Genomic DNA, 24,875 nt, shown 5'->3' with positions numbered 1-24,875 from the left:
CGATCGTGCCGCGCCCACGCTGGTCCCGCTTCACCACTGCACTCGCCGCGCTGGCCGGCATCGCCGTCGTTCTGACCGGCAGTGCCACGGCGGCCCACGCCGACCCGTCCGTCGCCGAGATCGAGCGCCAGATCGACGCCGACTGGAACAAGCTCGAACCGGTCATCGAACGGCACAACGCCACCCGCACCGACCTCGCCGTGAAGCGCAAGCAGGCCGATGCCCTGGCCGCCCGGATCACTCCGCTCGAGCGCCAGGTCGACGCCGCGATGAACAAGGTCAGCGCCCTGGCCGTACGCGCCTACATGGGTGAGAACGTCTCGACCGTCAACGCGATGCTGGGCAGCCGGTCACCCAGCGAGGTGGTCGGCCAGCTCGAAATGCTCGACCGCTTCGCGCACAACCAGCAGAAGGACGTACGCCAGGTGGCCGACCTGCGCGACCAGCTGGCCGCGCAGAAGGCGCCACTGGACGAGATGGTGGCCCAGCTGTCCCGCACGGAAGCTCAACTGGCGGCGAAGAAGAAGCAGATCAACGACGAGATCGACCGCCTGCAGAAGCTGCGCCTCAAGGTGTACGGCAGCGGCGGCGGCGGTCCGCTGCGCCCGGCGCCCTGCCCGGGTAGCTACCCCGGCGGCGCCGCGGGCACCGCTGTCAAGTTCGCCTGCGCGCAGATCGGCAAGCCCTACGTCTGGGGTGCCGAGGGCCCGAACTCGTACGACTGCTCCGGGCTGATGCTGGCCGCCTGGGCGAAGGCCGGCGTGTCGCTGCCGCACAACGCCGCCGCGCAGAGCCGGGTCACCAAGAACGTCAGCAAGGGCGACCTGCGCCCCGGCGACCTGGTCTTCTACTACAGCGACATCCACCACGTCGGCATGTACGTCGGCGGCGGCTGGGTGGTGCACGCCTCGCAGGCCGGTCAGCCGGTCAAGATGAAGAAGGTCGACGACGGCCCGATCCACAGCTATGGCCGTCCAGGCTGACCCTGAGTGATCGAAGGGCCCGTCGCGATCCGTCGCGGCGGGCCCTCGTCGTCTCGGTTCTAGCTGTCGAACCTCAGCGGGTTGGCCAGGTGCGCCAGTGCTGCCAGGCGCGGCTGGGTGTCGGCCCCCGCTGGCCCTGGTAGCGCGAGCCGTAGACCACCGAGCCGTACGGGTGCTCGGCCGGCGAGGAGAGCCGGAAGATGCAGAGCTGCCCGATCTTCATGCCCGGCCACAGGGTGATCGGCAGGTTCGCCACGTTCGAGAGTTCCAGCGTCACGTGACCGGAGAAGCCCGGGTCGATGAAGCCGGCGGTGGAGTGCGTGAGCAGCCCGAGCCGGCCCAGGGAACTCTTGCCCTCCAGTCGGCCGGCGAGCTGGTCACCCAGCGAGATGACCTCCAGCGTCGAGGCGAGCACGAACTCCCCCGGGTGCAGCACGAACGGCTCGCCGTCGGGGACCTCGACCGCCGAGGTCAGGTCGTCCTGCTGCATCGCGGGATCGATGTGGGTGTAGAGGTGGTTGTTGAAGACCCGGAACAGCCGGTCGAGTCGGACGTCGATGCTGGACGGTTGGACCAGGGTGGGCTCGAACGGCTCCAAGCCCAGCGTGCCGGCCTTGATCTCGGAGACCAGGTCACGGTCGGAGAGCAGCATCGGACCACCATAGCCGCGCTGCCAAAAGTGCCCGGATTCGGTGCCGGTGACCAGCGCGTCGAGGTCGCTGCTCGTACATTTGTTCGATAGAATGCCCACATGGCTTCCTGGTCCGAATTCGCCGCCGACGAGCCCCGACTCGCCGACGGGATCCGCGTTCTCCTCCAGCAATACGGGCCGGGCTTCGGCTATCTGGCCACGGTCCGCGCCGACGGCGGGCCCCGCGTCCATCCAGTCTCCCCGGTCATCACCGCCGAGGGGCTGTTCTGCTTCGTCATCGACTCGCCCAAGCGCCGCGACCTCGAACGTGACGGCCGTTACGCGCTGCACTCGTTCCCTGCGGAGGAGAGCGACGACGAGGCGTACGTGGCGGGGCACGCCCGTCCGGTGACTGATCCGCTCCGGGTGGCGCAGTTGGCGCAGAGCGCCCGGGCCGAACCGCAGGTCGACTGGCGGCTCTTCGAGTTCACCGTCGACGTGGCCATGCTCACCCGCCGCGAGCAGCACATCGCGGGCATTCCGGGCCTCGCGCCGGGTCGGCCGGCCGTTCGGGTCTGGCTCGACCCAAACGCCCCGTCGGCGGTGGCAGCGCCCCTCGCCGTCCCGCAGGCGCGCCCGACCCGCCTCAGCCGTGACGTCCAGTGCACGGCCGCCTGACCACAGCTCGAAGATCATCGGTGCCGGCTCCGTAGTGACGGAGTCGGCACCGGGCGTACGTACCGGCCTGCCGCCCGCCGCCGGCGGTGATCAACTCGACTTCAGGAAAGTCGCGGTGTCCCAGCGCTCCGGATGCCCCGACTTCCAGAAAGCCGAGTGGATCAACCTCGGGCGGAGGGGTACGCGGACACCTGCGGCCGGCGAGGGTACCTGGGTGCACGGGTTCGACGACTCGGGTACAGTGGTGCCGCTTGCGGGTGTAGTTCAATGGCAGAACATCAGCTTCCCAAGCTGACAGTGCGGGTTCGATTCCCGTCACCCGCTCCACTGCGAAGGCCCTGGTCAGGACGTGAGTCCCGACCGGGGCCTTCGACGTTCACGGTCAAACCATCACGTGCCGTGCCATTAGCCGCTGCTTCGCCAAGTCGTCAGGTCCCCTCGAAGCCCCGGTACGTTCCGGACTCGTCGGCGGCGTCGGCGAACTCGGCGAAGTCCATGTTGGCGATGGTGAGGTTGGCCGAGACGTCCGCGTACCAGCGGGGCGGCACGCGGAAGGTGCGACCGGGCTCGCGGGTCAGGTCGACGGCGAGCAGCGGGCGTTCGACGTCGGTCATCGTGGCCGCATCGGCCACGAACAGGTAGGTGAGCCAGTCTTCATCACTGATAGGGGCGTTCGCGTCGATCAACTGCTCGACGGTCGCCTTGCTGTAGGCGGGGTCGTCGACGAAGGTCGCGCTGTAGTAGCAGTCCCACCGGCGAAACTCTCCTTTGACGGCCTCCCAGGCGCCGTCGTCGGTGAAGTCGGTCCGGAGCACGAGCGATGCGAGGTCGTCGGGTTGCGGCAGAGGGGACACGGCGAAGATCCTCCACCCTGCCAGGCCCTATCGGTAGTCGGCGAAGATGCGGCGTTGCACGCCGTCGACGGTGACCGGGCCGCCGTGGGGAAGGATCCACTGTGGTCTGGTGTGGCCGAATGGGACGCCGACGCAGACGACCGCCTCGGGGTTGTAGCGGGTCACCACGTCGACGACAGTGTCGCGCTGCTGCTCGCGAAGTCGCGCCCGCTCCTCGGCCGGGGGTCGACGGGTGTGGTCGGAGACCGGCGGACGGGCGACCAGGACCGCGTCGACGGCGCTGAGAAGACCGCGTTCACCCAGCGATCGGACGATCCAGCCGACCTCGCGGGCGGGGAGAAGTTCCTCCGACGTCTCGATGATCAGCACCCCGCCGTGCAGGACCTCCGGGGGAAACGGGAAGCGTCCCGCCGTCAGGATCCATTGGATGACTTCCAGGCAGCCACCCCAGGTGGGGCCGGTGACTGCGCGGGACGGCCCGTACCAGCTCCACGGCTCCGTCGGTTCGCGCTCTCCGAACGACTTCAACGCCTGCGGATCTGCCCAGTCGATGCCGACGTCCTCGGACTCACCCGGGTCGGTGATCTCGAGCCGTTCCCCCGTGAGTAACGCCGCTCGCAGCGACCGGACGTGGATGTCGTCGACGGCAGGTCCGGGGCCGAGGTGTACCTGGGAGGATCCGCCGTAGAAGCTGGCGATGCCGAGGCCCCGGAGCCAGTGGTGCAGGTTGGTGTTGTCGCTGGTGCCGAGGAACGGCTTCGGGTCGGCACGGGCCAGGTCGGCGTCCAAGTGGGGGATGACAGTGATCTGGTCGTCGCCGCCGACGACGGCGAGAATGCCGCGTACCTGGGGATCCGCGAAGGCGGCGTTGATGTCCGCCGCTCGCGCCGCCGCGCTCGCGTCCACCTGGCGGGTGGTGGGGTATTCGACCGGAACGAGGCCGGTCAGGTCGGCAAGCCGTCGCATGGCCTGCTCGTGGATCCCGGGATAGGCGCCGGCCGCGGCGAAGGACGGCGAGAGGACCGCGAGGCGGTCCCCCGGGCGGGCCTTCCGAGGACGAACAAGCTCATGCTCCATGTCGAGATCCAACAGGTGCGCGAGCCCGTACGCATCTCATTTCGAGACGCGTCCCAGGACAACGACGGGGGATCTACCGGCGTGCAAGTGGGCCAGGAACGCGTGGTCGACCGCCGTCGGCGGAGTGGGCATCGGCGACACGGATGCCTTTCATGTTCATGGCAGGATCTGCCAGGTGCAGGTCAGGATGCTTGGTCCATTCGAGGTTCGCGCGGACGTCGGCACCCTCATCGACGTGCCGGGCGCGCGGCTGCGCGGGCTGCTGACCGCCCTCGCGCTCCACCCGGGTCACGTGGTCCCGAAGGGGACCCTCGTCGACTGGATCTGGGGCGAACATCCGCCCTCCGATGCGGCGAACGCCCTGCACCGCCTGGTTTCCCGGCTCCGGAAGGCGCTGCCGGAGGGGTCGATCGAGGGACAGACGGACGGCTACCGGTTGATGGTCGAACCCGACGTCGTCGACGCCGTACGGTTCGAACGCCTCGTCGGCCTGGCTCGCGACGACGAGGGCCCGCAGCGGGTACGGCGGTTGCGCGAGGCCCTCGACCTGTGGCGCGGTGCGGCGATGCAGGACGTCGGTCTGGTCGACAGCGCGTCGCTCGACGCGGCGGTCACCCGATTCGACAGGCTGCGTCTGACCGCCCTGGAGGATCGCTTCGACGTGGAGATCAGTCTCGGCCACGGTCCGGAGCTGGTCGCGGAGCTGACCGACCTGGTGGCCGCGCACCCGGTGCGGGAACGGCTGGTTCTCGGGTTGATGCAAGCCCTCGCCGCGAGCGGCCGTGACAACGAGGCGCTGCTCGTGTACCAGCGCACGAGTGAGGCCCTGGCCGACGCGCTGGGCGTCGACCCCTCGCCGGAACTCTCGGCGTTGCACGTCGCGCTCCTGCGGGGCGAGGTGCGGCGGCGCGCGGAGGGCCGGAAGACGAACCTTCGCGCCGAGTTGAGCAGCTTCATCGGCAAGGACGAGGCCGTTGCCGCGGTCGGCGCGCTCGTCACCGAACATCGACTCACGACCCTGATCGGGCCGGGTGGCTCCGGGAAGACCCGGCTGGCCACGGAAACCGCGCGCAGAATGCTCGACGACCTGCCGGACGGGGCCTGGCTGGTCGAGTTCGCTGCCATCGGCGCGGACGGTGACGTGGTGCAGGCGACGCTCGCGGGGCTCGGACTCCGGGACGCTCTGCTCGGCGAGCCACCGAGCATGGAGTTGATCGACCGGCTCGTCGCCGCGATCCGCGAGCGGGAGGCGTTGCTGATCCTGGACAACTGCGAGCACGTGATCGAGTCGGCGGCGGTGCTCGCCGACCGGCTGCTCGGGGAGTGTCGGCGACTGCGGATCCTCGCGACGAGCAGGGAGCCGCTCGGCATCACTGGTGAGGCGCTCTGGCCGGTTGCCCCGCTGGCCCTGCCGGACGTCAACGCCGACGCCAGCGAGATCGAAGCCTCTCCGGCTGTCCGACTGCTACGGGACCGAGCGGTCGCGGTGCGGCGGGATCTGGCGGTCGACGCCTCCATGCTGTCGACGATGGCGCGGATCTGTCGGGCGCTGGACGGGATGCCGCTGGCGATCGAACTGGCCGCCGCCAGGTTGCGCACCATGTCCATCGACCAGCTCGCCAGGCGACTCGATGATCGGTTCCGCCTGCTGACCGGCGGCAGCCGTACCGCGTTGCCCCGGCACCGGACGCTGCGCGCGGTGGTCGACTGGAGTTGGGAGCTGCTGACCGACGCCGAACGGACGGTCCTGCGCCGGCTGTCGGTGTTCTCGGGCGGCGTGAGCCTGGAATCGGCCGAACGGGTCTGCGCCGGCGACGAGGTCGAGCAGGAGGACGTGCTCGAGTTGGTCACCGCGTTGGCCGAGAAGTCGCTGTTGGTCGCCGAGGGCGGCGAAGCCCCGCGCTACCGGATGCTCGGCACGATCAAGGAGTACGCCGTGCACCGCCTCGCCGAGGCGGGGGAATCGGACCTGGCTCGCCACGCGCATCTGGCGTACTTTACCGAACTGACCGAGACCGCAGAGCCGCAGCTTCGCCGCGCGGACCAGGTGAGATGGCTCAACATTCTCGAAGTCGAGCACGACAACATCGGTGCCGCCATGCGCGGTGCCCTCGCTGCCGGCGAAGCCCACGCGGCCATGCGGCTGGCCGCGGGTGCCGGCTGGTACTGGTGGCTCGGTGGCCACCGGACCGAAGGCATGGAGTTGATCACGGCGGCCACCGAGACGCCTGGTGAGGTCAGCGACGAGATCCGGGCCACTGTGTACGCGCTCGTCGTGCTCTTCATCAACTCGGGGCCTGGCGACGAGCACCAGGCGGCCGAGTGGATCCACAAGGCGTACGAGTTCAGCCAGCGCAGTAACGGGAGCCACCCGGGGACGGCACTCGTCGTCCCGCTGGAACGGATGTTGCGAGCCCCGGACGCGATCCTGCCCGCATGGGAACCGCTGCTGAACGACGAGGATCCGTGGGTACGCGCACTGGCCCGGTTGCAACTCGGCAAGATGCGGATCATTTTCGGCCAGGACGGTCCGGATGTGGACGAGTATCTCGTGGCGGCGCTCGCCGAGTTCCGGGCGCTCGGCGAACGGTTCGGGATCTCATTCGCCCTGACCGAGCTGGCGGAGCTGATTGCCGTACGCGGTGAGTTCGTCGGTGCGTGCGAGCTCTACGAAGAGGCGACAGCGGTCGTCACCGAGGTCGGCACCGTCGAGGACATCATCCGGATGCGGTCCCGGCAGGCTCAGCTGTACTGGTTGCGTGGCGATGAGAAGTCCAGCGCGGCTGCCATGGCCGAGGCGCGGCGATGCGCGGAGCGGGTGACGTGGCCGGGTGCGTTGGCCGTGCTGGCTCTGTCACAGGCGGAACTCGCTCGCTGGAGTGGTGATGCCGAAGAGGTGGGCCGCCAGGTCGGTGTCGCGACGACAGTGTTGCGCGACGAGGCGAAGCAGGCGTACATCCGCGTGGTGACGCACGACCTGCTCGGTTATGTCGCGGAAGATCTTGGTGAGGCGCGCAGACACCACTCCTCGGCCTGCGTGGCGGCCGCCGAGACAGGGCACGCGCCCTCGATCGCGCGGGTACTCGTCGGCGTCGCGGACCTGGCGCTGCGCCTTGACCAGTACGAGCACGCCGCCCGGCTGCTCGCGGCCAGCAGCGGTGTGCGCGGACGGCAGGATCATTCCCAGCCGGATGTGGCCCGGATCGAGCAGGAAGTACGGCGCCGCCTCGGCGAAGTGAGTTTCGCAGAGGCGGCGCGAGAAGGCAGTCGGACGGACTGGAACCGGTTGGTAGCTGTCACGCTCGCTTCGTGAACGTGGAACGTGCCCACAGGTAGCCGACGAGAGCGATGCCGACGCACCAGGCGAGGGCGGGGATCACGTCACCGCTGGACGGTGTCCCGTTGAGGAACCCGCGCAGAGTTTCGATGATCGGCGTGAAGGGCTGGTATTCCGCGAACTCCCGCAGCCCGGGCCCCATCTTGTCCGCCGGCACGATCGCGCTGCTGAAGAACGGCAGCATGACCAGCGGGACGGAGGCCAGACCCGCCGTTTCCGGAGACTTCGCCGAAAGGCCCAGGGCGACTGTGAGCCAGCCGGCGGCGAAGCCGAGCAGCACGATGATGCCGAGCGCGCCGAGCCAGCCGAGGAGGCTCGCCGACGGGCTGAATCCGAGCAGGAAGGCCACTCCGACAAGGGCCGCGATGGCGACCAGGTTGGTCAGCACGCTGGCGACGACGTGACCGGTCAGCACGGCACCGCGGGAGACGTGCATGACTTTGAACCGGTTGATGATGCCCTTCGTCATGTCGGAGTTCACAGCGGTCGCGGTGGCCCCCAGCCCGTAACAGACCGCCAACAGCATCAGTCCGGGAGTCGCGTAGTCGATGTAGTCGACACCGACGTTGAAGGCGTCACCGAACATGTAGACGAACATCAACATGATCACGATGGGCATCAGGACCGCGTTGAACACCGAGGTCGGGTTTCGGGCGATGTGCTTGAAGTTGCGACGCAGCATGACGATCGAGTGGGACTTGGTGCTCATTTCGCGGAGACCTCCTGGGTGCGGCTGCCCGTCAGGGCGAGGAAAACGTCGTCGAGGTCCGGCGTCTGCACGGAGAACCCTTCGGCGCTGATCGCGTACTCGTCGAGCCGGTCCAGCAGGGCCCGCAGCGAGGCCGTGCCGCCATCGCCGGGAACTCGCAGGGCCAGTGCCTCGTCGTCCCGCGTGGAGTCGGTGAGCACCCGGGCGGCCGCGTCGAGTTCGGCGACGGTGGCGAATCGGAGCCGGACGTGAGTGCCGGGGATCTGGCGTTTGAGCTCGTCGGGCGTGCCCTGGGCGACCAGGCGCCCCTGGTCGAGGACGGCGATCCGGTCGGCGAGCTGATCGGCTTCCTCGAGATACTGAGTGGTGAGGAAGATCGTCACGCCGTCGGCCACCAGGTCACGGATGATCGACCACATCGTGCGGCGGCTGCGTGGGTCCAGGCCCGTGGTCGGCTCGTCGAGGAAGATGATTCGCGGGTCGCCGACGAGCGTCATCGCCAGATCCAGCTTGCGGCGCATCCCGCCGGAATAGGTCGACACCGGCTTCTGTGCCGACTCCACCAGATCGAACCGCTCCAGCAGTTCCGTGACGACCCGCCTGCCGTCCTTGCCGGGAACCTGACTGAGATCCACCATCAGCTGCAGGTTCTCTCGGCCGGTCAGTAGCTCGTCCACCGCCGCGAACTGACCGGTGACACCGATCGCGGCGCGCACCGCCTTGGCCTGGGTGGCGGCGTCGTGCCCCGCGATGCGTACGGTCCCACCGTCGGCCTTCACCAACGTGGTCAGCACGTTCACCGTCGTCGTCTTACCCGCCCCGTTCGGGCCGAGCAGGGAGAAGATCGTGCCCGCAGGGACATCCAGGTCGATGCCATCGAGCACGACCTTGTCCTTGTAGGCCTTTCGCAGCCCGGAGACTGCAATCGCTGAACTCGTCATGCAGCTACCATCGGCGGCTGGGCTGTCACCCCCCTGACATGGCCCTGACACGGCCACTGACACGGGTCTCAACGCCTTGATCAACGGCGGCCTTCGACACCCGTACGGCAGGCTCCTACCCGGTCGGCCGCGACGCGCCGCCCAGCTCCTGATGGCGTCGCAGGAGTTCCCGTAGTGCGCTGATCTCGGCAGCCAGTGCCGCCTGCCCCTGCTCGGTGATCCTGATCCAGGTCTTGGGCCGGCGGCCGTGGTAGCCCCGTTCGATCTGGATCAGGTCGGCCTCCTCCAGCACGGCGAGGTGTCGGGAGAGGTTGCCGGCGGTGAGTTCGAGGGCGTCGCGCAGGTAGGCGACCTCCACCCGCTCGGCCTCCGCCGCGATGGTGAGGATGCCGAGCCGGTTGCGTTGGTGGACGGTGTCGCTGAGCCCGTTCGTCGGGTGCCCGCCGTTGCCGGTGGCGGCGGCCTCTGCGTTGCTGCTCACGCCGACCTCTTGATGGTGTTGAGGAGGGCGATGCCGCCGCCGACGAGCAGGATCGGTGCGGGCAGCAGGGCCGCCAGCAGGAAACTGTGGCGGTTCAGGTCCCCCGGCTGGAAGTCGGCGGTCTGGAAGTAGACGTTCACGAGGACGACCGCGGCGGCGTAGACCGCGGCCACGACCGTCAGGCCACGGCTGCGTTCCAGTCGAGCCAGGACCAGTAGCCCCACCGCGATGACCAGGTGCGGGAACATGCCGCGATCGGAGATGCCCAGCAGCGGTGTGGTCACCCAACTGGTCGCACTCGAAACCGCCGTCGCCGTGTTGAGCAACAGGAACCGCAGCACGATCGGCAGCAGGAGCCCGACGATGGTGCCCACGATGCCGGCGATGACGTACGGCCGGGCCGGTGTCTGGACCCCCACCCGCACACCATGCCACCGATACCACCAGAGGCTGAGCAGGTAGCCGCCGATGAGCGCCGCCAGCCAGTACCAGCCGAGGGTCGCCGAGCGTTCGAGGAAGTCCCCACCGAGGCCGGTCAGAGCAGGGTTGTCCTGCCCGACACGCATGCCGAGCGGATTGGTCGACTCGGCGTACAGGGGTGCGGCCGCCGCCATCAGGAGGCCGAACAGCAGCAGCGGCAGCCAGTAGGCGTTGCGGACGGCCCGGGTACGCCGCTGGAGGGCGGTCACCGAGGCCAGCAGCTCTCCGGGTGTGCTGCCGCTGTTGGGCGCGGTGCTCGATCGGTCCGACACGGTGACCTCCAGGCTGCTGCGCGGATGCTGCACTACCAATAGGTTTGCAGCACAAATCATTCTGCGCAAGAGTCCCAGCGAACTGACGACATCTGCGGAGATCGACAGTGGTGGTTACTGCCGAAGCTCGGCACCGGCTAATGTCCGGTTTGGAGGTGGTCCGTGTTCACCGAAGCCTTTCCGATCGTGACGACACCCGACCTGCCACGACTGATCGCGTTCTATCGGGACGTGGTCGGCTTCGAGCTGACCTACCGGTTCCCGGACGAGGGCGCCCCGGAGTTCGTCGCGCTGCGGCTGGGCAGCAGTGAGCTCGGCCTGGCCGCCAACCCGGAGGCTGGCCGGCCGGCCGACTCGCACCGCTGGGAGTTGTGCGTCTATGCCGACGACTGCGACGCAGCAGTGGGCGCGCTTCGCAGGGGTGGGGCGACAGTCACCGAGGAGCCGGTCGACCAGTCCTGGGGTGAGCGCTCCGCGCGGGTCACCGACCCCGACGGCAACCGGTTGCTGGTGCTGGCCCGGCTCTAGACGACCGAGCGCGGTCATCGTCTCCAGAACAGCAGATGGGTGACCCCGCTGGTGCTGGGCACCGACTCGAGGTGGAAGCGGTCGAGCAGTTCGTCAGGGCTGTCCCACAGCCGCTCGCCCCGGTGAAGGTCGACGGGCGCGACGGCGATGTGCATCGTGTCGACCAGGTCGGCCTCGAGGAACTCGCGGATTGTCGCCACACCACCGCCGAGGCGTACGTCCCGACCGGCGGCTGCCCGCTTCGCCTCGGCCAGTGCCTCGGCCGGGCTGACATCGCGGAAGTGGAACGTGGTGTCGGACAGGCTGAACGAGGGGCGCACGTGGTGGGTGAGCACGAAGACCGGCGTGTGGAACGGCGGGTTGTCCCCCCACCAGCCCTGCCACTCGTGGTCCTTCCAGGGGCCACGCTGGGGGCCGAACTTGTTGCGACCCATGATCTCCGCGCCGATGTTGCACTCGGCGTCGCGGGTCAGGTAGTCGTCCAGGCCACGAGTGCCGCCCGGCTCGGTGCGATACACGAAGCTGGCGGTGGCGGAACGCCAGGAGAACAGTGGGGTGGGGTCCGCGTGACCGAAGGGCCGTTCCAGGCTCTGTCCCTCCCCGGTCCCGAACCCGTCGCGCGAAACGTTGAAGCACTGCACCCGCAACAGTTGCGCCATGGTGTCTCCTCCTTCCTTCGATGGGCCGTGATTCAGTTCGCGGTCACCGTCGGGCCGCCTCCGCTGCCCCGATCGTCGAGCACGAGCGGGGCGCGACCGCGCACCGCGTATCGGATGTGGGTCACCTGTGGGGTGGCAAGGACGCGGGTCGGCGTCAGCTCGATCCCTTCCCGGTCCCCCAGGTCGAGGTCCGCGTCGAAGAGCCGCAGGCCGGTGCCGAGCACTACCGGTACGACGTGCAGCTCCAACTCGTCGAGCAGGCCGGCCTTGAGTACCTGCCGCACCAGGCTGCCGCCTCCGGCCACCGCGACGTCCTTGTCGCCGGCCACGGCGCGCGCCTGCTCGACGGCGCTGGCCACGCCGTCGGTGACGTAGGTGAAGCTGGTGCCCCCGCCCCTCACCAGCCGCTGGCGGGGGCGGTGGGTGACGACGAAGACCGGCGCGCGAAACGGCGGCTCCTCACCCCAGGGGATCTCACCCCCGTCGGCCATCCGGCGCCCCATCACGTACGCGCCGGCCGCCCCGAACGACTCGGCGATCACCTCGGAGTTGGTGTCCTGCTCCCCGCCGGCAAAGCCCTGCCGTTCGCGCCAGGCCGCCGCTTCGGTCGCCCACCGGGTGACCCGGAAGAATTTCGCGCTCTCCGCCGAGACCATCCAGTTGCCGTTCCCGTCGAACTGTGGGCCGGCGTAGAAGCCGTCCACCGACACCGACAGTTGTGCTGTCACCTTCGTCATCGCGCTCTGGTCCTCTCCTCGGGCGACACCCCGCCTGGGTGCCGCTCGCCGAGGAGTCGGAGCCGACAGCGATGTCCCTACCGGGAAGAAGTGTGACGCGTGCCACTCTCGGGCACGGTCAGGTACCACGTGCCGGCGTGTTCCGGGTCGCCTGACCAGCGCATCCGGGTCTTCTCCTCTGGGCGGGGGCTCCAGTCCCGGTACGGCGCGAAGGCCACCCGCCAGGCGATCACCGCGAAGAAGTAGAGGCCCGGACCGACCAGCCAGAACAGGGCGTCGCGCCGCCGATAGGAGGCGTACGGCGCGAGCCACGCGGTCGCCGCCATCGGCACCGCGACCGCGCTGAGGTCGGCCACCGGCCCGCTGCCGAATCGAGCCTCGATCAGCTCGCGGAGGAGAAGGGACGGAACGACCACCCCGACCAGCAACGCCACCGTGCGGATCATGCGGACCCGTCGCGCCCGGCGATCCGGGGAGACGCGGGCGGCAGTTGCTTCGGCGGGCATCCCCGGAGGGTACGGGCTGGCCGCAGCGGTGGATCTGGGACTGCCGGTCGGCGAAGGTGTTCCGGACGCCGGCCGTCCCCTGCTCAGCGTGATGCTGGGGGCGGATGACCGGCCCGACTAGGGTGGCGATCATGCGGATTGGCATCGTGATCCTGCCGGACCAGCGGTGGGCGGAGTCGCAGCGTCGCTGGCGGCAGGTCGACGAGTGGGGCTTCGACCACGCCTGGACGTACGACCACCTGGGTTGGCGTGACCTGGTCGACGGCCCGTGGTTCGACTCGATGGCCACGCTGACCGCGGCCGCCACGGTGACCTCGCGGATTCGACTGGGCACCCTCGTGGCGTCGCCGAACTTCCGGCACCCGGCCGCGTTCGCCAGGCAGATCACCACTGTGGACGACGTGTCCGCCGGCCGGCTGCTGCTCGGTCTGGGCGCGGGCGGCATCGGCTTCGACTCGGCGGTGCTGGGTGGTGAGACGCTGCCGCCGCGTCAGCGGGTCGACCGGTTCGCCGAGTTCACCGAATTGTTGGACCTGATCCTGCGGGAGGACGGCACCACCTGGCGTGGCGACTGGTTCGCCGCTGTGGACGCCCGCAACAACCCCGGCTGCCTGCAGCAGCCTCGGGTGCCGTTCGTGGTGGCCGCCAACGGGCCACGGTCGATGCGGTTGGTTGCCCGCTTCGGGCAGGGCTGGGTGACCACCGGCACCGGTGACGACAACGACCTGGCGGGTTGGTGGGCCAGTGTGTCGGCGCTGTCCGCGCGGATGGACCGGACCCTGGACGAGGCCGGCCGCGATCCGGCCAGCCTGGACCGCTACCTCTCGCTGGACGCGGCGCCGGTCTTCTCGCTCAGCAGCGCACAGTTCTTCGCCGATCAGGTGGGCCGGGCCGCCGAGTTGGGCTTCACCGACGTGGTGACGCACTGGCCGCGCGCCAGCAGTTGGTACGCCGGTGACGAGGCCATCCTGGTGGACGTGGCGACGCGATTGCTGCCACAACTACGCGGCTGAGGCCGCCACAACTGCGCGGCTGGGGCGGCCGGTCAGGTGCCGAGGTCGCCGCTGGCCACACCGCCCTCGCCGCCGGAAACCAGGCGGAAGCGCAGGCAGACGATCGGGGTGTCGGCGTCGACCGGCGTGCCGAGCCGCGCCCAGTAGGTCGAGTGCCCGGCCCGCCACTCCTCGATCGAGCGGTCACCCTCGCCCTCGGCGTGGGCGAAGTCCCAGGGCACGTCGGCGAAGCGGACCACCTCGATTCCGGTGATCTCCACGACGCCGGCCAGCGCGTTGTCGTCGTCGACAAGGGCCAGGCGTTCGCCGACGTGCTCCAACTCCTCACCTTCTTCCGCGTACTCGGCGAGCCGGCCGGCCGTCGCGGTCTTCACACCGGCCAGCACCAGGGTGTTGAGGGTCGACCGCAACTCGCCGGGGGTGCCGAGGGCGAGGGCGCGCAGTTCACCGATCCGAGGCCACATCCTGCCGAGGCTAGGCCAGCGCGGCCCGGGCCGCCGCCGCTATACCCGTCGCCCCGCTCAGATCAGTTGGCCGGCGTAGCCGGGTGCGGTGAGGAGCCGCTCGTCGGCACTGGTCGCGTACGCGTCGAGGATCGCGTCGGCGAGCTTGACCACGTGCTCGTCGCCGTGGCGGGCCGCGCGGGCGAAGACCTCCGCCGGCGTCGCGGGGGTCACCGTTGGTGGCGCGATGCCGTGGGCTGGGGCGTACACGGAGGTCATGGCCGCCGTCGCGGCCCAGGCCGCGGCGAGGCTCGGCGCCCACAGGCCCCGGTCCAGTGCCGGCAGGGTACGCAGCACGGCGGTCGGCGCGGTGACCGCGTGCACCAGCATGACCGGCGCGGCGTGCCCGAAGCGCAGGTAGTCGAGGCCGGCCCGGTGCACCAGCGTGGTGAGCCCACGCTCCGCCTCGGCCGGGCTCCGCACCGGGCGCAGCGTCGCGAGTGCCGGCTCCCATCGGGGTACGCCCGGCAGTTGGTCCAGCCGCTCCCGGACGCCGCCGGTCTGGTCGTCGATCCGGGGCAGTCCCGCCAGCGCGGTCGCCACGTCGACGTCGTCGGTGCCCGGTTGGTCCGGATCGCCGGTGAGCAGCCGGTCGGTGCCGGGGATCGGCTGCCAGCGGGCCGCCCAGTAGCCGAGGGCCTGGCCCAACTCGGTGAGCCGCTGTCGGTTCTCGTCGTCCGGGTCCAGTGCGCGTACGGCGTGCCCGACCCGGATCACACCGTGCGTGGCGCCGGCGGCGATGCCCGGCAGCAGCCGGGGCCACCAGGTGCCGAGCACCGCACGCCACTGGTGTTCGCGCAGTTGCCTGTCGAAGTAGTCCAGCCAGTCGCCGGCGCGCTTCGGATCGCCCAGCGCCGACCGCCAGTCGTCGATCGGGTGCAGCCCTCGGGGCAACTCGTCGAGGCGGCCGAGGTAGTCGTCGAGCCAACGGTGCACCCGGTGCGGGTGCCCGTGTCGGACCAACGCCTCGACGGCCATCGGTCCGTGGTTGGACAGCCAGCCCTGATATTCGGGGCCGGTGCGATGCAACCGCTCGTACGCCTCGTCGAGAACTCCGTCGCTCATCCGCCGATCGTCGGTGTTGAACCTCGCTTCAGGTCAAGAGGGCAGATCCGCGGCGTCGATCAGGCCGGTGATCCGTAGGTCGGCAGCGACCTCGGGCGGGCAGTCCACCGCCACCGCGGCGGTGCCCAGCACCTCGGCGCCCCGTGCGGCGCAGATGTCGTAGAGGGCGCGTAGCTGCGCGCCGGTACGCACCCAGTCGTCCACCACCAGCACCCGGTCGTCGGGGCCGAGGTGTCGGTCCCGTACGGCGAGGTCCACCCGTCGGCCCCGGTAGTCCGGTCGGCTCTGTGCCCAGGTGAGTGGCCCGGCCGGCAGTCGTCCGTCACCGGGCTTGTGGGCGGCCACGAAGCCGACCCCGAGGGCGGTGGCGGCCAACGGCCCGAGCAGCAGCCCGGTGACGGCCGGCGCGAGCACCACTGTGGGTCGGGCGGCCCGGTACGGCGCGACCAGGGCCGGCCCCAGCTCGGCCAGCACCGCCGGGTCCCGCCACCAACCGGAGATGTCGCTGACCAGGTGGCTGGTGTCCGGGCCGGGGTCGATCCACTGGAACAGGGCGGCCAGGCGTTCGGTCAGATCGGCGGGCATCTGCTCATCCTGCGGCACGAGCGGCGGGCGTGGCGGCACCCGGGCCACCCGGCCCACCCCGGGTCGGATGATCGGCTACACGTACCTGTGCAAATGCGGGCATAAAACCATGATCACGTTGACTTCGGAAGTGCTTCTCTCGTTACGGTCCGACCCGGTTTGTTCAGACGACGAAAGGACCGGGCCGGTGGCAGGCAAGCACTCTCGTACCCGCATCTTCTCCTCCCCGGCGGGCATCGTGGCCACTGCTGCGGTCGGCGTCGCCCTCGCCGTCGGAGGCACTGTGGGCGCCGTGCAGCTGGTCTCCGGCCCCGACCAGTCGGGGCAGGTGGCTCTCGACCTCACCCCGACCACCGCCGCGAGCAGCCTGACCCCCAGCTCCCCGGCCGTCACCCCGAGCGTCAGCGCCTCGCCCAGCGTGACCGCCAGCCCGTCGGCGACCCGGTCGCAGCAGGCCGCCTCCCGGGGCAAGGAGCGCACGTCGTCGCCGAAGCCGAAGCCGACCGTCAAGAAGACCACGGCCGCCGCGAAGGTGCTGGAGAGCGGTTCGTGCGGCGCCTCGTTCTACTCCGACGGGCAGCTCACCGCCAACGGCGAGTCGTTCAACCCCGACGCGCTGACCGCCGCGCACAAGACACTGCCGTTCAACACCAAGGTCCGGGTCACCAACCCGGCCAACGGCAAGTCGGTGACGGTGCGGATCAACGACCGCGGCCCGTTCATCGACGGCCGCTGCCTGGACCTGTCCCGGGCCGCCTTCGCCAGCATCGCCTCGGTCGACGTGGGCGCGCTCACCGTCCGCTACGAGGTCCTCGGCTGAGCGGGGCCGGCGACGCCGATTCGGCCGGCAGACTGGGCCGGCCGGACAGAACCTCCTCGGACGACGGGTCAGGTTCATTCACCGGTTCACGTGGATCAGGCAAACTGTCAGTCGTACCCACGCGACTCCTCCAGTCGGGCCGTCGCCCGCTGAGCCCCGGATCCCGCGCCGGCCTCGGCGCGGCCCTCGTTCTGCTCGCGATCGTGTCGGCGGTGGAGGCGGCGGACGGCCGCAAGGTGCACTACGTCGCGCTCCTGGCGGCCGCGCCGGTTCTCGCCGCCGCCCTGGCGTCCTGGGTGGTGGTCCTGGGGGTCGGCGTCGCGGCGACAGTGATCGGCGCCGGCTTCGCGCTCGTCGCGCCGAAGGTCTCGTTGGTCACCTCGGTCAACGTTGTCGCGGTCGCGCTCGCCACCGGGATGGCAGTGGCGGTGGCGTGGGTTCGCCAGCGGCAGGCCGAGCGGATCGTGGAGCTGACCAAGCTCGCCTCGGTGGCCCAGCAGGCGGTGTTGCGCCCGCTCGGGCCGCAGGTCGGCACGCTCTCGGTCGCGGGACGCTACATCTCCTCCACCGCGACGGCCGAGATCGGCGGCGACCTGTACGAGGCGATCGACACGCCCTACGGCGTCCGCATGATCATCGGTGACGTGCGGGGCAAGGGTCTGGACGCGGTCCGGCTGGCCAGCATCGTCCTCGGTTCGTACCGGCATGTGGCGTACGAGCGGGCCGACCTGCGGGCCGTCGTCGCCGACCTGGACCGCGCGGTGGCCCGCAACGTCGGCGACGAGGACTTCGTCACGGCGGCACTGGTCGAGGAGCGTGGCGGCACCCTCACGATCGTCAACTGCGGGCATCCGCCGCCGCTGCTGCTACGCCGGGGTGCGGTGATCCCACTGGAACCGCCGGCCCCGGCGCCTCCGCTCGGGTTCATGCCGGTGGTCCGCCCCCGGGTCGAACGCCTGGAGCCCGGGGACCGGCTGCTGCTGTTCACCGACGGTCTCGGCGAGGCGCGGCGGGACGGCGAGTTCTTCCCGACCGCCGACCGGGCGTGGCGACTGCTCGGCCATGGCACCGTCGCCGACGGGCTGGCATCGCTGGAGACCGCCCTGGTCGAGTGGGTGCACGGTCGGCTCGACGACGACATCGCGCTGGTCCTGATGGAGTACGTGGGTGCCCGTACCGGCGCGGCCGTAGCTGTCCCGAGCTGGGAGGTCGGCGCCGCCGAGAGCTGAGCCGGCAGACCGCGCCCGGAGGTGTGTAATCGCCGTCACTTGGGTGATCCGCTTGTCGCTGCCTACCCGCGAGTAATACAGTCGGGGTTACTGATCGGTAACACCTGTCCGGAAGCGGGGCCAGCGAGCATGACCCACTACAAGAGCAACCTCCGGGATCTCGAGTTCAACCTCTTCGAGGTCTTCGGGGCGGACCGGGCGTTCGGCCAGGAGCCGTACTCGGATCTCGACACCGACACCGCCCGCAGCTTCCTCGCTGAGGTCGACCGCCTCGCCCGCGAGGATCTGGCCGCCAGCTACACGGACAGTGACCGCAACCCGCCGGTCTTCGACCCGGCGACGCACACCGCGCCGCTGCCGGAGTCGTTCAAGAAGTCGTACCAGGCATTCATGGACTCCGAGTTCTGGCGCCTGGACCTGCCGCCGGCGCTGGGCGGCACCAACGCGCCGCGCGCCCTCTGGTGGGCGCTCGCCGAGCTGGTGCTCGGCTCGAACGCGCCGGTCTGGATGTACGCCTCCGGCCCGTCCTTCGCGCACGTGCTGCACGTCGAGGGCAACGAGCGGCAGAAGAAGTGGGCCAAGCTCTTCATCGACAAGCAGTGGGGCTCCACGATGGTGCTCACCGAGCCGGATGCCGGCTCGGACGTTGGCGCGGGGCGCGCCCGGGCGATCCAGCAGCCCGACGGCACCTGGCACATCGAGGGTGTGAAGCGCTTCATCACCTCGGGTGAGCACGACCTGAGCGACAACATCGTGCACTACGTGCTGGCCCGTCCCGTCGGCGTGGAGGGTGTCGGTGGCCCCGGCACCAAGGGTCTGTCGCTCTTCGTGGTGCCGAAGTTCCACTTCGACGAGACCACCGGCGAGCTGGGCGAGCGCAACGGCGTCTACGCCACGAACGTCGAGCACAAGATGGGCCTGAAGGTCTCCAACACCTGCGAGGTGACCTTCGGCGAGCACGGCGTGCCGGCCAAGGGTTGGCTGCTGGGCGACAAGCACGACGGCATCCGGCAGATGTTCATGATCATCGAGTACGCCCGGATGATGGTCGGCACCAAGGCCATCGCCACCCTCTCCACCGGTTACCTCAACGCCCTCGAGTACGCGAAGAACCGGGTGCAGGGCGCCGACCTGATCCAGCAGGCCGACAAGACCGCCCCCCGGGTCACCATCACCCACCACCCGGACGTACGCCGCTCGCTGCTGCTGCAGAAGTCGTACGCCGAGGGTCTTCGCGCTCTGGTCCTCTACACCGCCACCTGGCAGGACAAGATCGCGCTGGCCGAGGCCGCCGGCGACGAGAAGGCCACCAAGCTGGCCAAGCGGATCAACGACCTGCTGTTGCCGCTGGTCAAGGGCGTCGGTTCGGAGCGGGCGTACGAGATGCTCGGGCACGAGGCCCTGCAGACCTTCGGCGGCTCCGGGTTCCTCCAGGACTACCCGCTGGAGCAGTACGTCCGCGACGCCAAGATCGACACCCTGTACGAGGGCACCACCGCCATCCAGAGCCTCGACCTGATCTTCCGCAAGATCGTTCGGGACAACGGCAAGGCGCTGCTCGCGGTCTCCGGCGAGATCCAGGAGTTCCTCTCCTCCGAGGCGGGCAACGGCCAGCTCAAGGAGGAGCGGCAGTCGCTCGGCAAGGCGCTGGCCGAGATCCAGAACATCCTCGGCGTGCTGACCGGCTGGCTGGGCGAGGCGCAGGGCGGCGACACCCGCGCGCTCTACAAGGTCGGGCTGAGCAGCCGGCGGTTCCTGCTGGCGATCGGCGACCTGGTGGTCGGCTGGCTGCTCCAGCGGCAGGCCGAGGTGGCGCTGAAGGCCCTCGCGGGCGAGGTCTCCGCCAGCGACAAGGCGTTCTATACCGGCAAGGTGGCCGCTGCCCGCTTCTTCGCCCGTGAGGTGCTGCCCCGCATCGGCGCCGACCGGCGGATCATCGAGGGTGCCGACCTCGACATCATGGACCTCCCGGAGGAGGCCTTCTAGGTCCTGTGCTGGGTCGCACCACCCGGCACTTGCCACGGCCGGTGGGGCTTCTGCCCCGCCGGCCGTCGCCGTCTCCGCCCGGTGGCGGCACGTATTGGCCGAGCCCGGTCGGGTATGCCGCTGGCGTGGCGGGTAACCGTCGCGTGACCTCGAAAGGGAACGCCCAGAGCCACCGCACGGGGGAGTGCAGCGCACATGGGTGTAGGAAGCGGCATTTTTCTCATCGCGATCGGCGCGATCCTGACCTTCGCGCTGAGAGCCAACGTCTGGTGGATCGACGTACGCGCGGTCGGTTGGGTGTTCATCCTGGCCGGGCTGGCCGTACTGCTGACCACTGTCTGGTTCTGGCAGGACCGGCGCAAGCGGGCTCGAACCCTCATCGTGGAGGAGAACCGGCTGTCTCATCCGACGGCGATGATGCCGCCACCGCCGGACCCGCCGCCACCAACCGCGCCGCCGTCCTGATCCCCGCACAATGCGTACCCCTGAGCCACCCGTCGGATCGGCGGGTGGCTCAGTCGCGTGCGGTGTGCCGAGCCGTGAGCGGCGCTCCCGCCCTGCTCAAGTCCGCCCAGCCGGCCGGGCAGCTGTGCACCGCCAGCTCAGCGGTACGCAAACCCTCGTCGTCCACGCCCTCCGGATCGAGGAGCGCGGAGAGCAGCGAGATGCCCGGATTGTGGGCAATGAGCAGCGCCGTGCGGGCCGCCGGGTCCACAGTGCGGACCAGCGACAACAACTCCTCGGGGTGCGCGTCGTACGCACCCGGCTCATAACGGACGGTCGGGCGAGGACCGGTCGGACCACCCTCCGGCGGTGAACCGGTCATCCCCATCGCCACCCCGTGCCAGGTCTGCCGGGTGCGTCGGGCCGTCGAGCAGATCACCACGTCGGGCAGCAACCCCTGGTGCGCCAACCAGGCCCCAGCCGCAGCCGCGTCGGCGGTCCCGCGTGCGCTCAGCGGCCGCTCCGCGTCGTCCGCCGCGTCGCTGCCCTGCTCGGCCTTCGCGTGCCGCAGCAACACCAGAGTCCGTGTGTCGGGGTCGGCGTCCGTCATGCCCCCAGCTTGCCCGATTGGCGATCTCTGTGCCTGGGTAAGTCGATGGATGCCGCACCCCTACCGACGGCCGCGGCGCGACGTACGCCAGGTTAGAGCCGAGGAGCGAGACATGGGCATTGGTGGCAGCATCTTCTTGATCGCATTAGGCGCGATCTTCGCGTTCGCAGTGGAGGCCGACCTGGGTTGGCTGGACCTCGCAGTGGTCGGCTGGGTGTTGATGCTCGCCGGCGTCGCCGGCCTGCTCACCACCCTCTACTTCTGGAACAGCCGCCGCCGCCCGGTGGTGGCCGCGCCGGTACGCGAGGAGCGCGTGGTGGCCGACCGGGTCGTGCCGGTCCAGGACAACCAGGTCATGCAGGAATACCGCGAGGTGCGTCGGCCGGGCCGACCGGTCTGATCCTCGCCCACACACTCCGGGGTCCCGCAGCGTCGCGGGGCCCCGGCTCGCGTGTGCGCCCGGCTCGCGTCTGTGCGCCGGGACCGCCGGCACCCCGCTACCCCTGCCAAGATCCGCACACTTTCGGGGAAAATGCTGCCTGAGGGCGCGTCCAGGCAGCAGTTTCCCCGAAGTTGCGCGGATCTTGAGGTGCGGGCCCGTCCCAGAAGCTGGTTGGGTCAGGCGAACAGCGCGAAGTAGATCGCGATGTGGTGACAGAGCGCCGCCAGCAGCGTGCAGGCGTGGAAGAACTCGTGGTGGCCGAAGACGGTGGGCCACGGATTGGGTCGGCGCAACGCGTAGAAGACAGCGCCGATGCTGTAGATCGCGCCGCCGACGATCAGCAGCACCAGCGCTGCGACGCCGCCCCCGTGCAGGATCTCCGGCAGCATGGCCACCGCCACCCAGCCCAGCGCCAGGTAGAGCGGCGCGGACACCCAGCGCGGCGCGTGCGGCCAGATCACCTTGACCGCCACGCCGGCCAGCGCGCCGCCCCAGACCAGGGCCAGCATCACCGTGGCCGGCCGGGGCGTGAGCAGCATCGCGCAGAGCGGCGTGTACGTGCCGGCGATGAACACGAAGATCATCGAGTGGTCCATCCGGCGCATCACCTGGTAGCCGCGCTCCGACCACACGCGACGGTGGTACAGCGCGCTCGTGCCGAAGAGCCCGCAGACCGTCAGGCTGTAGATGAGGCAGCTCACCAGGGGTGCCCACCCCGGCCGGGTGGCGGCGATCGAGCAGAGCACGATGCCGCAGACCACGGCGACGAAGAAGGCGTACGTGTGTAGCCAGCCGCGCATCCGGGGCTTACCGATGTCGACCGGCTTCAGGCGAAGCGGGGCGGAGGTGGTCACCCAGTCAGGTTACGGCACCGTAGGTTACTTGTAAGTAGTGGCGTTGGTGACACCCGGCACCGTCACCGTGAACACCGGATCGACACGACATCGGCGAGGATGAGCGGATGCGGATCCGACAGGTCGGGGCGCACGCCCTGCTACTCGACTGCACCGCCCCCGCCGACGCCCCCGACGCCGTGGCCGACATCCCGGAGGCCGCGTTCGTCGAAGCGTGGCGGGCCGAGCTGTGGCGGCGTCGGGAGCAGGGCGACCTGATCGCCGTGGAGATCGTGCCGGCGGCCCGGACCGTGCTGCTCGACGGCCTGCCCGACCCGACCACCACGGCCGAGCAGCTGACCCGATGGGCGTCCGCCGTCACCGCCGCGACCACCCGCCCCAACCAGGCCGACGCCAAGGACCACACCACCGCCAATGCCGACGCCCATGCCCAGGACCACAACGGCACAGCCGAAGACGGAGCCGACCACGCGGCGGACGTGGTCGTACCGGTCGTCTTCGACGGGCCGGACCTGCCGGCGGTGGCGGAACACTGGGGCGTGGACGCGCCGGCAGTGCGGCACCGGTTGACCAGCACCCGGTTCCGGGTCGCCTTCTGCGGATTCGCCCCCGGATTCCCCTACCTGACCGGGCTGCCCGCCGAGTTGGCGCTGCCCCGGCTGGCCACGCCCCGTCCCCGGGTGCCGGCCGGCTCGGTCGCGTTGGCCGGCCCGTACGCCGGCATCTACCCGGGCGCTTCCCCGGGCGGCTGGCTGCTGGTCGGTCGGACCGACCTGCTGCTGTTCGACGTGGCCGCCGACCCGCCGGCCCGACTCGGACCGGGCACCACCGTGCGGATGGTGGCGGCGTGACCCACCCGGCCACCATCGAGGTGCTCCGCGCCGGTGCGCTCACCACGATTCAGGACCTGGGCCGGCCCGGCTGGGCGCACCTGGGCGTACCCCGGTCCGGCGCCCTCGACCCGGGTGCCCTGCGGTTGGCCAACCGACTGGTCGGCAACCCGGAGCACGCGGCCGGCCTGGAGATCACCCTGACCGGTTGCACGGTGCGGTTGACCCGGGCGGCCACGGTGGCGGTCACCGGCGCCGAGGTCCCCGTCCAGGCGGGTGCCCGGCCCGGTGACACCGGACGCCCGCTCACAGTGCCGGCCGGGACGGTGCTGCGGATCGGTCCCGCCCGGCGGGGCGTACGGAGTTGGCTGGCGGTGGCGGGCGGCATCGACGTGTCACCGGTGCTCGGTAGCCGGGCCACCGACACCCTCTCCGGGCTCGGCCCGCCCCGGCTACGGGACGGTGACCTGCTGCCGCTCGGTGATCCGGTCGGCACCCCCGCACCGGTGGACCTGACCGTGTGCCCCACGCCGCCGGAGGAACTGCACCTGACGCTGGGCCCCGGCCCTCGCGAGGACTGGTTCACGCCGACCGCGTTCGACAGGCTCTTCGGCAGCGCGTACACCATCAGCCCGGTGAGCAACCGGGTCGGCGCGCGGCTCGCCGGCGCGGCGCTGCCCCGCGCGGTGGCCGGCGAACTCCCCAGCGAGGGCATCGTGCTCGGCGCGGTGCAGGTGCCGGCCGACGGACAACCCCTGATCTTCCTCGCGGACCATCCGACCACCGGTGGATACCCAGTCATCGGGGTGGTCACCGACGTGACCCCGCTCGCGCAGGCCCGGCCAGGTACTACCGTCAGATTCCATGGACCTCAACGCTGACCTGGGCGAGGGATTCGGCATCTGGCGACTCGGCGACGACGAGGCGCTGCTGAGCCTCGTCACCTCCGCCAACGTCGCCTGCGGCTTCCACGGCGGCGACCCGTCCACCATGCGGCGGGTCTGCGAGGGCGCCGCGCGACGCGGGGTCGCGGTGGGTGCGCAGGTCGGCTACCGGGACCTGGCCGGCTTCGGCCGGCGGCACATCGCGTACGACTTCGCCGAGCTGCGCGACGAGGTGACCTACCAGTTGGGGGCGCTGGACGCGTTCTGCCGGCTGTTCCGCACCCGGGTCCGCTACCTCAAGCCGCACGGCGCGCTCTACCACGCGGCCAGCACCGACGAGTCCCAGGCGGCGGCGGTGGTCGCCGCCGTCACCGGTTACGACCCCGAGCTGCCCGTACTCTGCCTTCCCGGCTCGACGCTCGCCCAACTCGCCGTGGGAGCGGGCCTGCCGGTGGTCGCCGAGGCGTTCGCCGACCGCGCCTACCTGCCCAACGGGGCGCTGGTGCCGCGCGGCACCCCCGGCGCGGTGATCACCGACCCCGAGCAGGTCGCCGAACGGGCGGCGCGGATGGCCACCGAACGCAGCGTGGTGGCGGTCGACGGCACAGTCATCCCGTGCTCGGTCGACTCGATCTGCGTCCACGGCGACACCCCGGGCGCGGTCTCCGCCGCCGAACTCGTCCGCGCCACCCTGATCGACGCCGACATCACACTGGCCCCCTTCGCCTGACCGGAGG

28 protein-coding genes and 1 tRNA gene are annotated in these 24,875 nt (G+C 70.3%); 14 read left to right on the top strand and 15 right to left on the bottom strand.

Annotated features, from left to right (window positions below; all coding sequences use genetic code 11):
- The first annotated feature begins 5 nt into the window (after positions 1-5).
- A complete protein-coding gene (locus OG598_RS26635; protein ID WP_328651573.1) occupies positions 6-983 on the top strand; it encodes a C40 family peptidase in 978 nt (325 codons plus the stop codon).
- Between the two features lie 73 nt (positions 984-1,056).
- Here the strand turns inward: OG598_RS26635 and dcd are convergent, their stop codons facing one another.
- Positions 1,057-1,635, bottom strand: coding sequence for a dCTP deaminase (gene dcd, locus OG598_RS26630; protein WP_030332009.1), 579 nt, complete (start codon positions 1,633-1,635; stop codon positions 1,057-1,059).
- 99 nt (positions 1,636-1,734) lie between these two features.
- On the opposite strand from dcd, the gene OG598_RS26625 reads away from it, so the two are divergent.
- Both OG598_RS26625 and OG598_RS26620 read left to right on the top strand, forming a co-directional pair.
- Complete coding sequence (locus OG598_RS26625; RefSeq protein WP_328651572.1) at positions 1,735-2,292, top strand: pyridoxamine 5'-phosphate oxidase family protein; 558 nt, start codon at positions 1,735-1,737, stop codon at positions 2,290-2,292.
- A 253-nt stretch (positions 2,293-2,545) separates the two neighbouring features.
- Positions 2,546-2,619, top strand: a tRNA-Gly gene (locus OG598_RS26620).
- A gap of 101 nt (positions 2,620-2,720) precedes the next feature.
- Here OG598_RS26620 and OG598_RS26615 read toward each other — a convergent pair.
- Entirely contained in the window at positions 2,721-3,146 is a 426-nt protein-coding gene (locus OG598_RS26615) for a DUF6924 domain-containing protein (RefSeq protein WP_328651571.1), read from the bottom strand.
- Positions 3,147-3,173: 27 nt separating this feature from the next.
- The gene (locus tag OG598_RS26610; RefSeq protein ID WP_328655442.1) at positions 3,174-4,112 is read right to left on the bottom strand and encodes an LD-carboxypeptidase; all 939 of its coding nucleotides are present in this window, start codon (positions 4,110-4,112) and stop codon (positions 3,174-3,176) included.
- 286 nt (positions 4,113-4,398) lie between these two features.
- Here OG598_RS26610 and OG598_RS26605 point away from each other — a divergent pair, with 286 nt between their 5' ends.
- Positions 4,399-7,536 carry a BTAD domain-containing putative transcriptional regulator gene (locus OG598_RS26605; RefSeq protein WP_328651570.1) on the top strand — a complete coding sequence of 1,046 codons (3,138 nt, stop codon included), beginning with the start codon at positions 4,399-4,401 and terminating at the stop codon, positions 7,534-7,536.
- Here OG598_RS26605 and OG598_RS26600 read toward each other — a convergent pair.
- The 4 genes from OG598_RS26600 to OG598_RS26585 all read right to left on the bottom strand — a co-directional run bounded on the left by OG598_RS26600 (position 7,520) and on the right by OG598_RS26585 (position 10,443).
- Positions 7,520-8,269, bottom strand: a complete 750-nt coding sequence (locus OG598_RS26600; RefSeq protein ID WP_328651569.1) for an ABC transporter permease — start codon at positions 8,267-8,269, stop codon at positions 7,520-7,522. The two genes, OG598_RS26605 and OG598_RS26600, sit on opposite strands and share 17 nt — an antisense overlap.
- Positions 8,266-9,210, bottom strand: a complete 945-nt coding sequence (locus tag OG598_RS26595; protein WP_328655441.1) for an ATP-binding cassette domain-containing protein — start codon at positions 9,208-9,210, stop codon at positions 8,266-8,268. Before OG598_RS26595 ends, OG598_RS26600 begins: the two co-directional genes overlap by 4 nt.
- A 115-nt stretch (positions 9,211-9,325) precedes the next feature.
- Positions 9,326-9,691, bottom strand: a complete 366-nt coding sequence (locus OG598_RS26590; protein WP_328651568.1) for a transcriptional regulator — start codon at positions 9,689-9,691, stop codon at positions 9,326-9,328.
- Positions 9,688-10,443 carry a hypothetical protein gene (locus OG598_RS26585; protein ID WP_328651567.1) on the bottom strand — a complete coding sequence of 252 codons (756 nt, stop codon included), beginning with the start codon at positions 10,441-10,443 and terminating at the stop codon, positions 9,688-9,690. Before OG598_RS26585 ends, OG598_RS26590 begins: the two co-directional genes overlap by 4 nt.
- A 186-nt stretch (positions 10,444-10,629) precedes the next feature.
- Here OG598_RS26585 and OG598_RS26580 point away from each other — a divergent pair, with 186 nt between their 5' ends.
- Entirely contained in the window at positions 10,630-10,971 is a 342-nt protein-coding gene (locus tag OG598_RS26580) for a VOC family protein (protein ID WP_328651566.1), read from the top strand.
- Positions 10,972-10,985: 14 nt separating this feature from the next.
- Here the strand turns inward: OG598_RS26580 and OG598_RS26575 are convergent, their stop codons facing one another.
- From OG598_RS26575 to OG598_RS26565, 3 genes are all read right to left on the bottom strand, one after another.
- Positions 10,986-11,630, bottom strand: a complete 645-nt coding sequence (locus tag OG598_RS26575) for a dihydrofolate reductase family protein (RefSeq protein ID WP_328651565.1) — start codon at positions 11,628-11,630, stop codon at positions 10,986-10,988.
- A gap of 32 nt (positions 11,631-11,662) precedes the next feature.
- Entirely contained in the window at positions 11,663-12,367 is a 705-nt protein-coding gene (locus tag OG598_RS26570) for a dihydrofolate reductase family protein (protein ID WP_328651564.1), read from the bottom strand.
- Positions 12,368-12,444: 77 nt separating this feature from the next.
- Positions 12,445-12,873: a hypothetical protein gene (locus tag OG598_RS26565; protein ID WP_328651563.1), complete on the bottom strand. Its 429-nt coding sequence runs from the start codon at positions 12,871-12,873 to the stop codon at positions 12,445-12,447.
- Between the two features lie 104 nt (positions 12,874-12,977).
- Here OG598_RS26565 and OG598_RS26560 point away from each other — a divergent pair, with 104 nt between their 5' ends.
- Positions 12,978-13,886 (top strand): LLM class flavin-dependent oxidoreductase, encoded by a 909-nt coding sequence (locus tag OG598_RS26560; protein WP_328651562.1) that lies wholly within the window; start codon positions 12,978-12,980, stop codon positions 13,884-13,886.
- A gap of 32 nt (positions 13,887-13,918) precedes the next feature.
- Here OG598_RS26560 and OG598_RS26555 read toward each other — a convergent pair whose 3' ends face one another.
- The 3 genes from OG598_RS26555 to OG598_RS26545 are packed head-to-tail and all read right to left on the bottom strand — an operon-like array spanning position 13,919 to position 16,039.
- Positions 13,919-14,350 carry an ASCH domain-containing protein gene (locus OG598_RS26555; RefSeq protein WP_328651561.1) on the bottom strand — a complete coding sequence of 144 codons (432 nt, stop codon included), beginning with the start codon at positions 14,348-14,350 and terminating at the stop codon, positions 13,919-13,921.
- A 57-nt stretch (positions 14,351-14,407) separates the two neighbouring features.
- A complete protein-coding gene (locus OG598_RS26550) occupies positions 14,408-15,454 on the bottom strand; it encodes a questin oxidase family protein (protein ID WP_328651560.1) in 1,047 nt (348 codons plus the stop codon).
- Positions 15,455-15,487: 33 nt separating this feature from the next.
- Complete coding sequence (locus OG598_RS26545; protein ID WP_328651559.1) at positions 15,488-16,039, bottom strand: phosphoribosyltransferase family protein; 552 nt, start codon at positions 16,037-16,039, stop codon at positions 15,488-15,490.
- Positions 16,040-16,226: 187 nt separating this feature from the next.
- On the opposite strand from OG598_RS26545, the gene OG598_RS26540 reads away from it, so the two are divergent.
- From OG598_RS26540 to OG598_RS26525, 4 genes are all read left to right on the top strand, one after another.
- The gene (locus OG598_RS26540; RefSeq protein WP_328651558.1) at positions 16,227-16,859 is read left to right on the top strand and encodes a septal ring lytic transglycosylase RlpA family protein; all 633 of its coding nucleotides are present in this window, start codon (positions 16,227-16,229) and stop codon (positions 16,857-16,859) included.
- Positions 16,860-16,963: 104 nt separating this feature from the next.
- On the top strand, positions 16,964-18,088 hold the full coding sequence (locus OG598_RS26535) for a PP2C family protein-serine/threonine phosphatase (protein ID WP_328655440.1): 1,125 nt from the start codon (positions 16,964-16,966) through the stop codon (positions 18,086-18,088).
- Between the two features lie 129 nt (positions 18,089-18,217).
- Positions 18,218-20,074, top strand: a complete 1,857-nt coding sequence (locus OG598_RS26530) for an acyl-CoA dehydrogenase (RefSeq protein ID WP_328651557.1) — start codon at positions 18,218-18,220, stop codon at positions 20,072-20,074.
- A gap of 195 nt (positions 20,075-20,269) precedes the next feature.
- Positions 20,270-20,539, top strand: a complete 270-nt coding sequence (locus tag OG598_RS26525; protein WP_030487564.1) for a DUF6458 family protein — start codon at positions 20,270-20,272, stop codon at positions 20,537-20,539.
- A 49-nt stretch (positions 20,540-20,588) separates the two neighbouring features.
- Here OG598_RS26525 and OG598_RS26520 read toward each other — a convergent pair whose 3' ends face one another.
- Positions 20,589-21,128, bottom strand: a complete 540-nt coding sequence (locus OG598_RS26520; protein WP_328651556.1) for a SixA phosphatase family protein — start codon at positions 21,126-21,128, stop codon at positions 20,589-20,591.
- 112 nt (positions 21,129-21,240) lie between these two features.
- Between OG598_RS26520 and OG598_RS26515 the strand changes: the two genes are divergently transcribed.
- On the top strand, positions 21,241-21,528 hold the full coding sequence (locus OG598_RS26515) for a DUF6458 family protein (protein ID WP_238685224.1): 288 nt from the start codon (positions 21,241-21,243) through the stop codon (positions 21,526-21,528).
- Positions 21,529-21,746: 218 nt separating this feature from the next.
- On the opposite strand, the gene trhA is transcribed toward OG598_RS26515, so the two are convergent.
- Positions 21,747-22,424 carry a PAQR family membrane homeostasis protein TrhA gene (gene trhA / locus OG598_RS26510; RefSeq protein WP_328651555.1) on the bottom strand — a complete coding sequence of 226 codons (678 nt, stop codon included), beginning with the start codon at positions 22,422-22,424 and terminating at the stop codon, positions 21,747-21,749.
- Between the two features lie 107 nt (positions 22,425-22,531).
- Here trhA and OG598_RS26505 point away from each other — a divergent pair, with 107 nt between their 5' ends.
- From OG598_RS26505 to OG598_RS26495, 3 genes are read left to right on the top strand one after another with little or no spacing between them, the layout of a single operon-like run.
- On the top strand, positions 22,532-23,275 hold the full coding sequence (locus OG598_RS26505; protein ID WP_328651554.1) for a 5-oxoprolinase subunit B family protein: 744 nt from the start codon (positions 22,532-22,534) through the stop codon (positions 23,273-23,275).
- Positions 23,173-24,135 carry a biotin-dependent carboxyltransferase family protein gene (locus tag OG598_RS26500; protein WP_442931534.1) on the top strand — a complete coding sequence of 321 codons (963 nt, stop codon included), beginning with the start codon at positions 23,173-23,175 and terminating at the stop codon, positions 24,133-24,135. The genes OG598_RS26505 and OG598_RS26500 overlap by 103 nt, the downstream gene beginning before the upstream one ends.
- Entirely contained in the window at positions 24,119-24,868 is a 750-nt protein-coding gene (locus OG598_RS26495; protein ID WP_328651552.1) for a LamB/YcsF family protein, read from the top strand. The genes OG598_RS26500 and OG598_RS26495 overlap by 17 nt, the downstream gene beginning before the upstream one ends.
- The last annotated feature ends 7 nt before the right edge of the window (positions 24,869-24,875 follow it).

Source organism: Micromonospora sp. NBC_00330, assembly GCF_036136635.1.
Lineage (GTDB): Bacteria > Actinomycetota > Actinomycetes > Mycobacteriales > Micromonosporaceae > Micromonospora > Micromonospora salmantinae.
Note: the sequence above shows the minus strand (reverse complement) of the source record. Positions and strands in the feature narration are given on the sequence as shown.